This is a genomic window from Silvibacterium acidisoli (assembly GCA_022870745.1).
Classification (GTDB): Bacteria; Acidobacteriota; Terriglobia; order Terriglobales; family Acidobacteriaceae; genus Silvibacterium.
This window is the reverse complement of sequence record CP085323.1, coordinates 4,388,861-4,404,650: the sequence shown is the minus strand read 5'-3', so window position 1 is coordinate 4,404,650 and position 15,790 is coordinate 4,388,861. Positions and strand designations below refer to the sequence as shown.

7 protein-coding genes are annotated in these 15,790 nt (G+C 57.4%); 4 read left to right on the top strand and 3 right to left on the bottom strand.

Going from position 1 to position 15,790, the window contains the following annotated elements:
• Window positions 1-45: 45 nt before the first annotated feature.
• The 3 genes from LJD29_RS18330 to LJD29_RS18320 form a co-directional block, all read right to left on the bottom strand.
• Window positions 46-4,071, bottom strand: coding sequence for a translocation/assembly module TamB domain-containing protein (locus LJD29_RS18330; RefSeq protein WP_446743016.1), 4,026 nt, complete (start codon window positions 4,069-4,071; stop codon window positions 46-48).
• 11 nt (window positions 4,072-4,082) lie between these two features.
• Window positions 4,083-7,148: a BamA/OMP85 family outer membrane protein gene (locus LJD29_RS18325; protein ID WP_446743015.1), complete on the bottom strand. Its 3,066-nt coding sequence runs from the start codon at window positions 7,146-7,148 to the stop codon at window positions 4,083-4,085.
• Between the two features lie 344 nt (window positions 7,149-7,492).
• Window positions 7,493-8,155 carry a DUF6629 family protein gene (locus LJD29_RS18320; protein WP_446743014.1) on the bottom strand — a complete coding sequence of 221 codons (663 nt, stop codon included), beginning with the start codon at window positions 8,153-8,155 and terminating at the stop codon, window positions 7,493-7,495.
• A gap of 629 nt (window positions 8,156-8,784) precedes the next feature.
• Here LJD29_RS18320 and LJD29_RS18315 point away from each other — a divergent pair.
• The 4 genes from LJD29_RS18315 (at window position 8,785) to hrpB (ending at window position 15,790) form a co-directional block, all read left to right on the top strand.
• Window positions 8,785-9,246, top strand: a complete 462-nt coding sequence (locus LJD29_RS18315; protein WP_446743013.1) for a hypothetical protein — start codon at window positions 8,785-8,787, stop codon at window positions 9,244-9,246.
• Between the two features lie 9 nt (window positions 9,247-9,255).
• Window positions 9,256-11,613 carry a caspase family protein gene (locus LJD29_RS18310; protein WP_446743012.1) on the top strand — a complete coding sequence of 786 codons (2,358 nt, stop codon included), beginning with the start codon at window positions 9,256-9,258 and terminating at the stop codon, window positions 11,611-11,613.
• Window positions 11,614-11,705: 92 nt separating this feature from the next.
• On the top strand, window positions 11,706-13,247 hold the full coding sequence (locus LJD29_RS18305; RefSeq protein ID WP_446743011.1) for a caspase family protein: 1,542 nt from the start codon (window positions 11,706-11,708) through the stop codon (window positions 13,245-13,247).
• A gap of 221 nt (window positions 13,248-13,468) precedes the next feature.
• Window positions 13,469-15,790 carry an ATP-dependent helicase HrpB gene (gene hrpB / locus LJD29_RS18300; RefSeq protein WP_446743010.1) on the top strand — a complete coding sequence of 774 codons (2,322 nt, stop codon included), beginning with the start codon at window positions 13,469-13,471 and terminating at the stop codon, window positions 15,788-15,790.

Here is a 15,790-nt window from a genome sequence, read left to right as displayed (position 1 = left end):
GTCAGACCGATTCATCGCATAACGCAAAGTACGGTAATCCGTGGATCACCAGTTTTTCTTGATGAGCGTATCGAAGGCGAAGCCGCCATTCTGGTCTCGTGTCGCACTTACAGCCACACGCGGCGAGATCTGGTACTGCCCCTGAATTGTCTGGTTCTGCGTTGAAGCGACATTGCTGGTAAATGTCACAAACAGGTTTCCGGTCACACGCTGCTGAATGGTGATATTGGCGCCAGGAGGCCCCTGGTTGCTGCCGCCCTGCAGAACCGGATTGATGGAGAGTTGCGATATACCGGCCACCTTCGAAATGCGGCTCGTGACCTGGCTGCTGACCTGCGAGGCGACCAGTGACTCGGCTGCCTGATTCGCGGGCGTCGAAGGATTCGCCGAGTTGGCCTCAGTCGTATTGCCGAAAGCAAGCAGGTTAATGATGTCCGCCGAAGGAAGCGCAGGGTCGGAGCTGTATTCCGTGTGAAGCTGCGCGACCGGCCCCTGGAAGCGCAGGAAGATGTTGTATTGCTGGATGGTGGTATTCAACGAGACGTTCACGACCGGCTCCGTCTCCGACGGATTGACGAACTGAATCGTACCGCCGTCGAGCACAAATCTGTCTCCGTTGAGAATCAGGTCTCCGTTAGTGAGGTTCACACGGCCCAGGATCACAGGCTGCGATGCAGTGCCTCGTACCTGCAGGTTCGCCGAGCCTCCAATGCTTAGCGTTCGGCTCACGAGCTCGATGTCGTTGGTGGAGTGCACTCCAATATTCAGTTGCAGGTTCTGACTGAATCCGGGTGAAGGAGGTGCAGAAATGCCACCTGAAAACTGGTTGATAAAGCTGGTGAGGTCAAAGGCGGGAGTAAACGAGATCTCGGTAAGACTGACGTTCCCACCGAGCAGCGCATTGTCGGTTGAGCCTGTCAGCCTCAGACTGGCATCGACACTCTCACGCATGCCCTGAGGGTAGAGTGCACGCACTCCCTGTGCTGAAACACCCAGATCGAACTGCACATTGGGGCGGTACACAACACCGCCCTGAGCAGTGACCTTGCCGCCACCCACCGTTCCTTCGAACCGCGACACGTTCAGACGGTCTTTGGTGAGGGTGAGGACTCCGTTTCCTCTTTGCAGACCAACCGGAAGATCGGCCGAGGAGTAGCTGGCGTTTACGATGTCAATCTCGCCGCCAATGTCCGATGCATTCACGGGGCCATTGGAGTTGATGTTGAACTTGAGCTGGCCGCCGCTGCGGATATCGGGCTCGAAGAGCTGCGCCAGCTTCAGGTCGACCGTTCCCAGCAGCATGAGCGACATGGGGCCGTTGCCGCTTGTGGGGATCGTTCCTCCAAATTGGAGATTCGTGTCGGTTCCCTGAATGGCGGAACGCTGGACCTGGATGACATTGTTCTTGTAATCGACCTTAATCGGAGCCGTGGCTGCAAGCTGAATATTGTCGGTGTAGCCGACCTTCAGAACGGGGATGGTGACGTGGGCTTCGAGCAAACTCTTATTCTTGAGCGGGCCGTGCAGCGTCGCATGAACTTCGGTCTGTCCGGTGACATCTCCAGCCTGATCGGGCGCGTAGGTAGCCACCAGCGGCTGTAAAGGAATACTCTGCGTGTCGATCTTCGCATCCGTCATGTAGTCGCCGGTGAGCTCGACGCGGGCTTGTCCCTGGATTCCGGTTCCGATGGCAGACGTGGAGAGATTTGCATTTGCTACGTGATCGGCCAGATTCATCTTCAGGTTTAGAGACTGAACAGTCTGGTTCTGGATCACGAGCTGGGGAATGGTCAGCGTAGCGTCAAGCTGCGGATTGTCGAAGCTTCCCTGCCCGGTCGCCTGGAGTGCAACAACGCCGTTCGCACTCAGATTCCTGCTTTTTAGCGCCTGCAATTGGTCGAGATGAATTCCAGTCGAATGCAGTTGCGCCGTATAAGTTCGCTGCTGCGGACGCACAGTCGCCGATCCCGTCACGGAGCCGGCGGGCAGGTCGACAGCAAGATTGCTCTGAACTTCTTCGCCGGTGCCCGCGAACGTCAGATGCACAGACTTTACCGGCTCCTGGTAGGCGACGAGATTCGTAACAGATACGTCTCCATTCCCAACCGGGTTCAATTGAGTGCCGTGCAGCTTCACATTCGCGTTCAGTACTCCGGTGACGGGATATTGCTGGCCCGCAAGGCTCTGAAGCTGGGCGATATCGAGCTGCGAAGCGGTGAGGTCCACCTGGACTTCGCTGGATTTCAAGAAAGACCACTTGTGAAGCTCCGTGCTCGCGTTGAAGGCAAGCTTTCCTCGGGGCAACAGTTCCAGGTCCGCATTCTGCAGGCTCGCGTAAGACGGACTCACATCCACATTCGTGTGCAACACCTTCACCGTGGAACCGCTGATGTGCGCGTTGGAAGCGGTCAGGACTCCCTGCAACCGAGGGGCGGCTGTTGTACCGCGTACCGTGCCTTGAAAGCTCGCTGTTCCGGCAAGCCCGAGTGCAGTCACTGGATGCCCCGGCGAGGGCGTGCGGAACAACATCGATATCGTCTCGAACTCGTGCAGGTCGTTTGCCTGCAGTTTCACATTCAGGCTTGAGTGATTGCTGACTTTTCCATTGAGCGACAGGTTGGTTGCGGGCGTACGCAGATAACTGTTCGCAAGTACTACCTCCTGGGTCTTTCCCGTGTAGACGCCATGGAGAGCGCTCTCGACAGGGATGGATTGGGCTGCAGAGCCATCCGGGTTTCGGCCGGCCACGTTGCTGTGCATGCTGGCATCAGCCTTCGCTACCAGATCGTCGAATGTTTTGCCCCATGTCGCCGTCGCCTGCGCGTTGACTCCCCCGCTGACGACCACGCTTTTCGGCAATGCGGCCGGCGCGAAGGTTCGCTTCAGATCTGCCACTGAAATACCGCGCAAACCTGCGCTTACTTTGGAATGAGTGTTCCCTGCCAGATCGTCCATCTCGCCCTGCGCGGTGAGCACACCTCCAAGCAGGCCCGCTTTGAAGTCCTGCAACGTGACGTTGCCCTGCGCAAGCGAGTAGTGTCCCGCGATATTGCGAATCTGCGTTCGCAGCGATGGAGTGCGCACGTCAAGCTGGCTGCTGTTCACATCTCCCTGTAGCGTCACCGCATTCAGAGCAGGTTGATTCGGCACGGCAGCGTACTGCGCTGAACCTGTCGCATGAACGACTCCGGTCGGAATCGTGGCGATCTTGAGGATCTCCCGCACCTCGGCCCCGTCCACAGATGCATCGTAATGCGCCTGCACGAGAGGGTTGGAGTAGTTCTGCACCGTAGCGGTGAGCGTGACCTGCGAGGCACCGCTGGTCAACTTCGCGTTTGTCAGATGGAAGGCAGTCGGCGTCGCGTCGAACTGGGCTGAAAGGTTATGTGGAATCGGACGGAAGGTACCCGAAAGCAGATGTCCATCGCTATATGAAAGGCTCCCCGTATACTTCGTGAGTGAAGGGTCGAACGAGGCGCGAAAATCAACTTCGCGCAGGTCCGCCGAAAGCACGCTCTTGCGATCGTTGTAGTAGACCTCTCCCTTGTCCAACACGGCATGGCGAATACCCAGGTCGAAAACACTGGTGTTGCTGCTGCTCTTACCACTGCTCTTGATCGTCGGAATATTCGACACGCCCTTCGCATCCACATAAATGCGGACGATGGGGTGGTCGATGCGAATGCCATCGACGTACCACTTACGCTGCAGGAACGAGATAACGCGCACGCCGGCTTCGGCGTGATCCACCTCGAGCAACGGAGGATTCGGATAAGGCGCTGCACCGTTAACGCGAAGACCGTAAAGATCGAGACTGAGACTGGAGAGATTCAGCGCGAAGTTCTGAAGGTGAACCTCTGTGCCCAGCGTTTCGGATGCCTTCTTCTCCACGGTCGCCAGCACATAGTTGTGAAACCGTGTGTTGTGCAGAAGGACTTCAACTGCGAGCGCGGAGATCAGCAACAACACCACCAACGCGCCTGCCAGCCATGCGGCAACGCGTATGGCCAGCCGCCTGTGATGTGTTGATTCCTTCTCCGGATTCGGTTCCGTTGTCTCGTCCGTAGCCACCGTTGCCCCCGTTAGAATGCCTGTCCAATGCTGATGAAGTACTGTGTCGCGTTGATGCCCGGTATGGGATTCAGATTGCGTCCCAGATCAACACGCACCGGCCCGACAGGCGTGGCATAGCGCAGGCCAAGCCCGACGTTGTTCGAGTACAACGAGGTGAAGTCGTGAAATCCAACGGTCGAAAAGACATTGCCGCCATCGTAGAAGGCAGCCATACCCAACCCCTTCTTGATTCCCAGTGGAAAGCGAAGCTCGGAGTTGATCAGCAGAAGCTCATCGCCACCCGTTGGGACATTGATGCGTGATGCGTTCGGGTTCGTATCGCAATCTACACTGTTGCCCGTATCTCCAAGGCAAACCGCCTGCTGAGGGCCCGCGCCATCGAGAGGAAAGCCGCGCAACGTGTTTCCACCACCGGTAAAGAACTTCTCACTCAGCGGAACGCGGCTTCCCGCAACCGGTTGTGCCAGACCGATACGGACACTGTTCGCCCAGATCAAATTGGGTTGATGGAAAATCGGCTTGTAGTACGCGGCCTGCGCAGTGAGCTTGGCAAAGTCCACCGAGGAGCCGAGCTTGGGTGCGTTGTAGTCAACCTCGATGCTGTCGAGCATGCCCTTATGCGCGTCGAGCGCGTTGTCGCGGGTGTCATGCGTGAGATTTGCGGCAATCGTCGAAAGACGCACGTTGCGGTCTTCCTCAGGCACCAGCGCATCGATTTCCACGCGCGTCAACTTGGTTTTGCTGAAGCTGTAACGCAGGAAAAGAGTATTCGTCTTCTTCTTGTCCAGCGTGCGCTGAATCTGGTAGCTACCCAACTCCTGCTGCGATGAGTAGATGGGGTTCTCCTCGTCGCGTTCACCCGAGACAGCAAAAGTCGATTTCCAAAGAGACCACCGCAGGTTGGGATCAATATAGTAAGCGGCGAGACGCTGGTCCAGGCGTCCGGCGAAGGCAGTGAATGAAAGCGATTCTCCCTTGCCGCGAAAGTTGTTTCGGGTGTACTGGAAGGTTCCACGCGGACCGTAGAACGTCTGCTGATTCGTTCGATACGATGAGGGCAAACCGACGGGCGGGAGATTGGGCAGCGCCACGGTGCCGCTGGGAATACTGCCTCCGCGATTGATCAGTTCGAATCCGAAGCCGTAAGTGATCTGGTTCTTCTTAGCCTCGTGTACCTTGACCAGTACATCTTCCTTGTTCTGGGTCGTGATCTGGCGGCGCGGATCGATCTCGGCCCAGTCGAATACCCCGGTGTGATCGTACAAGGAACTCTCCGCTGTAAGCAGGTGGCCTTCGGTTAGCGGCTGAGCCGGTTGGATGTACGGATTCACGTCGCGGTCGATAAGCTTCTGCTGCGTATGAACGCGTCCCATGGTGATTACATCTCCGGTAAATACTCTAGGACCTTCATAGATGTGATAGACCACGTCGATGTGGTGCGGGTCCGACTTGGACACCACCGCGGCTGTCTGCCGGAAATTTGAAGTCAGATACCCTGCCTGCAGATAATGAGCAACGATGTTGGCGCGATCATCTTCCACGAAGCGTTGTGAATACGGTTTGCCCGGCGCCAGCTTCAGACCATTCGGAGCAAACTGGGCCTCGGGAAAAGTATCGGCTCCCTCGATACGCAGCGTATTGACGATGTCGCGCGGGCCTTCGGTTACGTCGAACGCCACCAGAACATTTCCCGACTGGCGCGTCACCTTAGGCACGACCTTCACATTGCTGAACCCCTCGGACTTATACAGGGCTTCGAGATTGTTCACGCTGCCGCGCACCAGCTTTTCGCTGTAGCTGCCGTGTGAATAGAAGTGCGCTTTCTGCACGGTAACGCGCGGCATAAGATCCTTATCCGGCATCGCCTTGTTTCCCGCGACACGAACCGACGTAACCTTGTGCTTGTCCTTCTTCTCGATCTTGTACAGGATGGTGATTTCGCCGTGGTTCGGCTTGCGGCTGAACTGTGAGCTGACCGCCACGTCGAAGTAGCCTTTGCCCTGGAAGTAGGAGGTGAGTGCCTGCTGCCCCTCCTGCACCGATTCCGGATCCACGCCGACTCCCTGGTACATGGGCAGGAGCGACTTCTTCGACCAGCTCCATAAGTGAGCGCCTTCGATATCCACCTTGATAGGCGGACCCTCGTGTATATCGAAATGAATATCTGCGCGATTCGTCTCGGCGTTGTACTCTGCTCCCTGCATCTGGACGCGAGCCGAGAGATGGTTCTCCTTGACCAGCCTGTTCTGCAGGAAGGTGTTCGCCTTATTCAAAGTGCCGTGATGATAGGTCTTACCGGGACGTATCGCCGATCCGCGCAAACGTGCCCCAAGGGTCTTCAGTCGATCATCGAGGCTGGATGCCTGCGCGGGCGAAACACCGGCGATGTCCACCTGTCCGAACTTTGCTTTCTTCTTCAGGTCGGTCCGGAAGAGCACGTTGGCAAGCCCATGCGCCGTGTCAAGCTGGACCTCGGGAGTTACCGTTGCCTGGAAGTACCCCTCCTGCCGGAAGAAGTTCAGCAGATTATCCCTGTCGACCGCGATGTCGTCTGCATTGAAGGGAGCCTGCGGTGGGAAATTTGAGATTTGAATGAGGCGTGAGTATGCGAACTGCTCCGCGCCTGGGAACGTGAAAATTCCGAAGTAGGTGGCAGGCTCAAGCACAAAGAGAACCCGAACGCCCTGGGCCTCCGGGTCGACCTGAATCTGAACCTCTTTGAATTTTCCGGTCGCCTTGAGAGCATCTACGGTTTGCTGCACTTTCTGCACGGCAAACGGTTCACCCTCATGCTGAACGAACAGGGACGCGTAATCGCTGGTCTTGGCCTCCGGCTGGCCGGCGATCTGGATGCCGGTCACCTTCTGCCCCTCGTACGACGAAAGAATTGCAGCGGTCTCCGGAGCAGTTTTCGGTGCCTGGCTTCTTGCGGACCCAGCAGGAGCAGTCTTCTGCTGCTGCGCGTGCGCTACAAGGCACACCACCGGCAGTGCCCATACCATCGCTCCACGGAGCCATCGGATGACCGTCGAATTGCCGAACCGGACCCATTTCCCTTTGCCCTGGTCTCCCACGCCCCACTTCCTATTCACAAATGCGGTTAGATGCGCCTCGGGGCTGACATTATGGCCGCGCCGTTTAGAGCGCCGGGAATCGCATTGAAAACATCAAAATTTGAGGTGCGCTGTTCACAATGGACGCCTACGTCAGAGCTCGTCGAAGCGCCGGGCGCCGTGGTGAGATTGAGCCAAGGAACGAACCGAACGTTCGAAAACGATTGATCACCGATTGACCGAGGTTATCGACAGCGCGATACGAACGCAGGGTTCTACGCATCATCAATCCGGCCAGCCTGCCGAAAGGCTTCCAAGGCATGGCATCCCTGGGAAGATCTTCGAGAAGATAACCGGCCTGGATCTTATATCTGCCCTACATATTGCAACGGGCGAACCTTCCGGCTTCTCCAGAAGTATGCCAGTATGATTACGCTCGCCACCGCCGCATACGCGCACCATACCGACGTGAATGCGTAGCGTTTTACTGCCATCACAATCAGCAGGATCACCACGTTCGCCGTCCCAAACAGGATCATGTCCAAGTTCTCCGATGCAAATAACGACCCGCATGTCGCAATCACATAAAGGACCGCGACCGTCGTGTAGTTCGTAGCCTGGTTGATGTACACGATGCTATGTTGCTGCTCCAACACCTGCGTCGGAAAGGCCGCAAGCGCCCAGAGCGTGTACAGCGTGAGCCCGAACCCAAGAATCACGAACGGCAGCATCATCCGCCTCCGCTTCGCCGTGCGTTCGAAGAGCATCACGCTCAGGGGAATCAGCGCCGGCAATAATCCTTGCGCGTACAACATGAAAGCGGCGCCGGCGCCATGCTCGACCGCTGGCGAAAGGATCCCATTGGCACCGAGCCATACGAAGCCTTCGGTGAACTGGTGCAGTGCAAACAGAAGCGGAAGAGAGGCAAACATCAGCTCCCGGCGATGCTTCACGTGCAGCATCGTCGCCACACCAAGAGCACCGAGTACACCGCTCCCTACAAAGTTCGCTGTCGCAGAAAAACACATGATTGCTTCCATGATAAGCAGCTTCGCTGCACACGATCCAATAAAACCTCGATGGCCGGGATGGATACGATACCTGCGCGGAACCCGCATGCGGCACAATGTCTTCGAGATCTAGTCAGAGAGCAACCGCCGCATAGGAAAACGCGACCGCGCGAAAACAGCCAAAAGAATTTAAATGGATATGCCGACAGGTGGCATACGAATTCCGGAATCGACGATGGCATTACATATATAACTCCATCCCGTAAATATTTGTATTTCGCATATCGCGACAATGAAAGGCTAACTAGGATACTAGTTTCCAATATAGTAATTACCGAGCAGTGACTATAGCTCAGTAGTGCCGCTAAGATGCGGCATTTGTACTTCGCGCCAAAATAATCTTCAAATTTTCAGAAAACTACTTGCCAAGTGGCCGGATGATCGTTGTATAAATCGGTACGATCCGCTTGCCGCCCCCGCTCGAAGATCGCTTCTCCCGGCCCCAAAATCCAATTGGCTAGTTATTGCCGAAACTATTTCTCTGGCCTTAGCGCCAGCCCATTGCTATGAAAGGTTGCGGTTGCACTGTGTGTCATCGCCTTAGCTGGACATAAGGCCTGCCAACATGCGGAGATCCAGGGATCTTTATGAAGACTCGCGTTATGCATCGCACATTGGTGCTTGGGGTAAGCCTGTTAACCTGCTTCGCTTTGCGGCCTGCTCCTGGGCAGGATCATCCGAAGACCGTGACCACGAAGGCTGCGAAGAGTCGAGGAGAGCTGGACGCTCCGGATGAAAACATCAAACATGGTCGCGCTCTCAACGACCCCTACAATGTGATTCCGGCGCCTGCGGCAAAAGGTGGCGAGCAGACGCGGGAAAGCGCCTGCCGCATACACGTCGATAACCGCACACCCTGGTCTATCGACATTTACACCGACGGCGGCTTCCGCGGCACGATCGCTCCATGGGACGACATGTATGGCAATGTCGGCTGCGGAAATACGACATTTTACGGGCGTGCTGTGTTCAAGGGTGATGTCGTACAAACCTGGGGACCGACGGTCAGTTATGTCGATAGCGCCCTCACCTGGTTTCTGACCCAATAAGGAGCTGCAGTGCTTACACGTCGCGCTGTCATCGAACTTACTGCACTCAGTTTATTGAGCCCTTCACTGCCTTTCGCGTGGGCCGCGACGGATGCACGCCGGCGCGCACTGGTGATAGGCATCGACAAGTACGTCTACGCTTCCCAAAGTTCCCTCTACGAAGACGAATCCATCGGAGGCGCCCACGTCACGGCATCTGCGTCATTAAGGCGTGGAAGCAGATTCTCCAATCTCGACGGAGCCGTGAATGACGCCCAGTTAATGAACCAGATTCTAAAGGATCGCTACGGTTTCACTTCTGCGGATATTGTCTTTCTCACTAACGGTGACGCCACACGCGCACGTATCCTGCAGGAGTTCAGGTCGCACCTGGTGGACAGTGCGTCCGCAAACGACGTAAGCCTTTTCTACTATGCAGGCCACGGCTCCCAGGTACACAACACGGCTTCCGATGAGGCCGGCCAGTTCGATCAGACGATTGTCCCTGCTGACTCCGAATCCGGAGCTCCGGATATCCGCGACAAAGAGATGAGCCGTCTTTACCGCGCTGCTCTGGATAAGCATGTTCAACTGACAGTCATTCTCGACAGCTGCCATAGCGGCGGCATGTCCCGAGGCGCATGGAACAGCAGTGGCAAGGTTCGCTATCTTCCACCCGGTCCAAATCCGGTCAACGATCCACCCGACATCGATCCGTCGACCGGGCAGAAATATCGGGACCCCACCAGTCGATCCATGCTCTTTCTCGGGGCAGCACGTGAAGATCAGCCGGCAGCTGAAATAACCGTTACGGTGAGAGATGCCACGGGCACTCGCAAAGACCTGGCGCATGGCGTCTTTACGGCAGCTCTGTCTCAGGTGTTACAGTCCGCTATCGCGAACCAGAGCGTCGAGCAGATCTGCACCCGCGTTCAATCCATCATGGCAAGCCAAGGGAGCGTGCAGCTGCCTATCTGCGGAGGCAGCGGCCGGCAGACACGCGGCCTGCTCGGCGTGCCCGCTGGCGAGGCAACGTCGCTCACAGTTGCCGTGGAGTCGATCACGGGCCCAGGCACTCTCAAGCTACGCGGCGGCTCCGCAATCGGTCTCGCTACAGGCTGCACGCTTGCTCGCACTAATCCTCCAGCCATACGAGTCGAACTCACGGACGTCACCCTGGGCGGGTCAGAAGCGCGCCTTCTGGATGCATCGTCGAACGATCGCGTGAACCCGGGCGACCTCTTCCGTCTTGAAACCTGGGTGGCTCCTCCGCAGCAGGTCCTGTCGGTCTTCTTCACCAGAGACGCGCCGGATGCCGCGGCAATCCTGGGACTAGCGAAGAGTCTCGATCAGCTTTCACAGCAAAGCCATCTGCGGCTCATTTCCGATCCGTTGATATCCAGCCCGCCGACTCATGTTCTGTACTGGCGAACGGGCGGATATTTTCTCGAACGGTTTCCTCGCGCCGGGAGTGCGGTTGCCCTGGGCAAGTCACCCTCTTATGACGATCTCGCCAACCATCTGACCTCCGCCACAGACATTCGCCTTTGGCCGATCCTGCCTGTAGACGGTCAGACAGCTTCTGCTCTCAAGCTCGGCGCCGGCACAGAGAATCTTGCTGTCAATGTGGTTCCCGACCCCGCCGCTTCGGTCTATCTTCTTGCAGGCAGCCTGCGCAATGGAAAGATCACGTACAGCTGGATTTTTAAAGATGCTTTGATTGCGTCTCCCGCTGGGAATCGCTTACCCATGCGTACCGACTGGGCCACCTCACCGGATGAGCTGACAAGTCTCGCCACGCGTCTGGCGCGAATCTATGGCTGGCTCAACCTCAACGGCCCATCGGGCGGCGATCCATCCTTCCCTTATCTGTTGTCGATGGAAAAATTCGGAGGCAATCAGCCTGCGGGCAGCGGACCATTCAAGTTCGGCGAGCGTTTCAAATTTATCTTTACGGCCGACCCCAGGGCGTTGAGCGATGCGGCCAACTCCGGCGGTGTCTCGCGCCGCTATGTTTACGTTTTTCTGATCGACTCTGCGGGCGACGCCACGTGCCTTTTTCCCGACCCGAACAACGGCAATGTCGGCAATCTTCTTCCACGAACGGACCCACCCGAGCCCCGTATCGTTGCTACTCGAAATCCGTTCGACCTCGAGATCGGCGAACCTGCCGGCACCGATAACTATTTCATCATCGCAAGCGCAGATCCTCTCGACCCCGGAGCCTTTCAATGGACCGGTGTTCGTCACACCGAAAACAGACGGGGCCAGAGCGCGCTTGACTTGCTCTTCAGCTCCGTCACAGACGGCACAAGAGGCGGTAGTGGAGCGCCGAAGGTGCCTGCAAACTGGTCGATCCAATCCTTCTCAGTACGTTCCACCCCATAGCTCGCAGGATCAGGATGGAATCCGTTGTAACCGGGCCGGTCATATCAACGCTATTGGACTCTACGTCCGAGAAGTCGATCAGGAGGTCATTTATGGAGATCATTCTTCCTTCTACGATGAACAGGCTGGCTGGCTGTTTGCTGGCGCTAAGCCTTCTACCGTGCGGTTTGCATGCCCAGACACACAAGACAACCGCGAAGCCCGCAGGCAAAACCGCCAGCCAGCCGGACAACAATCAGCTCACCGCGCGCGGCGGAGCGAGACCGACGTTTACTCAATCTCAGCAGGTCTCCTTCGAAGCCGAGACCAAGGAAGCCATACTGGTTGCTCCGAACTATCGCAACTCCGGGCTCGCTTCATTGCGCTTTACATACAACGACGCCGCCGAGCTCAAGACGGAGCTTGAGCGCCAGGGGTATCGTGTTCATCTCGTGCCCAGCACCGAAGCCACCGCCGATGGCGTTCGAAAAGCTCTGGCAAATGAGAAGACGTATTTGGGTGACACGACACAGGGCACACTCATCTTCGCCTTCATGGGTCATGGCTTCGAAGACAAGAACGAGAAAAACTTTCTGATGACATATGGTTCAGATCCCGACAACATGGACACGGAAGCCTTGCCCCTCGATGAAGTCCAGGATCTGATGAAGCAGAGTGGAGCGCGGCGCAACGTGATTTTCATCGATGCGTGCCGCGCTTCCAACAGCAGCACGCGGGATACAGACAAGCCGCGCAGCATGGCCAGCTTTAAAGCTTCCGAGGGAATGACCATCTTGCTCGCGACCAAACCCGGATCCTACAGCTTTGAAGACCCTGAGCTTTCACACGGTATCTTTACCTACTACTTGCTGGAAGGGCTTCGAGGCAAGGCGGTTGGGGCGGATGGGTACATCACCTTCGGAGATCTCTCGAAATACGTGTCCGACAATGTTCGGGACTATGCCGAAAAGAAAGAAGAAGCGCAATTGCCACGAGTAGACATGCACGATGTGGGCGGCGACTTTCTGATCGCTACGGCACCTGCAATCAAACCCGAGGAGATAAAACCTCCTTCCGCCGCTACCAGCCTGGTTACAAGCGACACGCCGGTGTTCATAGCTGGCACTGGACAGGCTTACTTCGTCGTGCTGAACGGCTCCAGCCTGACACTGCTTGATGCAGCTACGGGAAAACCGCTGGCCCTGCTTTCCGAAGATCCATCACAAATCAAAACTCCAGATCAGGACCCAGCTGTAAAGCTGCAATGGTTCGGTGGGGTGGGAGCAGATGGCAATACCTTCCACATCGTTACCAGGTCCAAAGGCAGCGAAATTTTTCAGGTGAGGGGAAGGATAGGCAAGCCATGCCCGGGTGGCCTCGTCTGTAACCAGATCACGTATCCCAAGCTGCCAGGAGAAGCGACTCCGCAAATAGCCAGCGCCAACCAGAGAGCGAAAGACGTAGGCAATGCAGTCGGCGCGATATTCAAAGGCCGCCTCGGGGCAACCGGGCAGAAGACGGCGCAGACCTCTACAACTTTGAATAACACCAATCTCGCGACCGATCCGAACAACAAGTTCACCTGGACGATATTCGACCTGGTGACCACCATCAAGGAGCCAGCCCAAACAGCAAATCAGGCAAAGAAGTCGTAACGCTTTCCACGACTCTATAGACTCGACAACCGCCCTTCCGCGATCATTCACGAACCCTAAGCGAACGATCGCGGAAGAATTGATGAGTTTTCCGGGCACTCAAACGAAAAATCAATAACTGCCCTGTGTCTGTCCGTCTTTCCGGCCACGCGCTGGGGCTCTCACGATTTTCATCGGCGGTCTTCATTCAACGACCCGAGGCCATACAATTTCTATAGCCCGTGTCCCTCAGTTCACTTCCAATCGATAAGCTGCTCCCAGAGATTGTCGCCACCGTCCTTCGCTCTCCCAGCGTGGTGCTTGAGGCCGCTCCCGGCGCGGGCAAAACGACGCGCGTGCCTGCGGCGTTGCTGTCCCATATTGTTGGTGAGATACTCGTCCTCGAGCCGCGACGGATCGCCGCAAGAATGGCGGCCCGCAGAGTTGCTGAAGAACTTGGAGAACAGGCCGGAAACACCGTCGGCTATACGGTGCGATTCGAACAGGTAGGCAGCGAACGAACGCGCCTGCGATTCATCACCGAAGGCGTACTGACGCGTCGCCTGCAGACAGATCGCACACTTCGCGGCATCGGTATGGTCATTCTCGACGAGTTCCATGAGAGGCATCTCGATACCGATCTTGCGCTCGCGCTGCTCTACCGCCTGCAACGCACCACCCGGCCGGACCTGAAGCTGCTGGTGATGTCGGCCACGCTCGACACCTCGCCGATTGCAGCTTTCCTCGGCCATTGCCCGGTATTGAGTTCGGAAGGCCGTGCGTTTCCGCTCACTGTCGAGCATCGGCCATACTCCCCTGCACCGCTCGAAGCTCAGGTCAATCAAGCACTCGCGAGTATCGTCACGCGCACTGCGGGACATACGCTGATCTTTCTGCCCGGAGCTGCGGAGATTCGCCGCGCCATCACCGCATGCAGGCCGGACGGCAATCGATTCGACCTCGAGCTGCTGCCGCTTCATGGCGATCTGCCTCCAGCCGAACAGGATCGCGCTCTCGCACCCGGATCGAGGCGCAAAGTGATCTTCGCAACCAACGTTGCCGAATCGTCTATCACCATCGATGGCGTCACCACGGTCATCGATTCCGGGCTTGCACGCATTGCAACCACGTCGCCGTGGACCGGTCTGCCAACGCTCGAGATAGGGCGCGTCAGCCAGGCGTCCGTTCGCCAGCGCGCAGGCCGTGCCGGGCGAACAGGTCCGGGACTCGCCGTGCGACTGTTTCCGGAAGAAGACATGCAACGCAGACCGGCACACGACACTCCGGAAATTCTGCGTGCCGATCTTGCGAATCTTGTGCTGACCCTGCGTGTACTCGATGTGGAGAACGCGCCCGATCTGGCATGGCTCGACGCGCCTCCCCAACCTGCGCTCGATGCCGCGGACGCCCTGCTGGACCGCCTCGGAGCTTCAGGTGATCTCGCAGCGGAACTCGCTGCGTATCCACTGCCTCCGCGATTGGCGCGAGTTCTGACGGAAGCAAAGAGCCGTGGCGCGGCACACAGCGCATGCATTGCCGTTGCGCTGCTCAGCTCGAAGCTGCTTGCAGGCAATCTTCTCGAGGCCACCGATCATCCGCCATCGGACCATCGCTTCCACCAGGTTCTCACGCAGCTGCTGCGCCTGACCAGGGCACCGCGCACCCCTGAACACAATGATGAGGCCCTGCTGAAGTCTTTGCTGGCAGGCTTTCCTGACCGCGTAGCCAGCGTGCGCAGCGGACGCCAGCTTCTGCTGAGTGGCGGCATCTCGGCGGAGCTTGCAACCGACGCCCCGCAACAGCAGTTTCTCCTGGCTATCGACGCGGAAGACCGCAAGGAAAAGCCCATGCCGCTGGTGAGAGCCTTCGCGCCCATCGAACCGGAATGGCTGATCGATCTCTTCCCCGAAAACATTCGCGAAACACGTGAGCTCGCTTGGCATCGCACCGCTGAACGCGTGGACGAAATAAGCTCACTGGTCTACGATCAGCTCGTTCTTTCAGAATCCCGTCACGCACCCACCGATCCCTCAGCGGCGGCCGCCATGCTTGCCGATGCCGCTCTTGAAGCAGGCATCGCGCGCTTCGTCGATACCGAAGTTCTCGAGAACCTGCTCGCACGCATCGAGTTTGCTGGGGCCGCGAAACCCGATCTGTCCGCTTTATTGCGCGAGGTGAGTTCGGGTCTTCGCAGCTTTACTGAATTGAAGAAGCTGGCCGCTGCGACCCTTCTGCCACTGATCGAACAGCAGACAGGCATTCGCCTTGCGGATCTTGCACCGGCGACCCTTCGCCTTCAGGGTGGACGCACGACGAAGGTTCATTACGAGAGCGGCAAATCGCCGTGGATCGCATCGCGATTGCAGGACTTCTTCGGCATGCGGGAAACGCCGCGCATAGGCCCGTCAAAGACACCCGTCGTACTGCATCTGCTCGCGCCAAATCAGCGCGCGGTGCAGACAACGACGGATCTTGCAGGCTTCTGGGAGAGACTTTATCCAACCGTGCGCCGGGAGCTTATGCGCCGCTATCCGCGTCACTCCTGGCCGGAATCGCCTTACTAA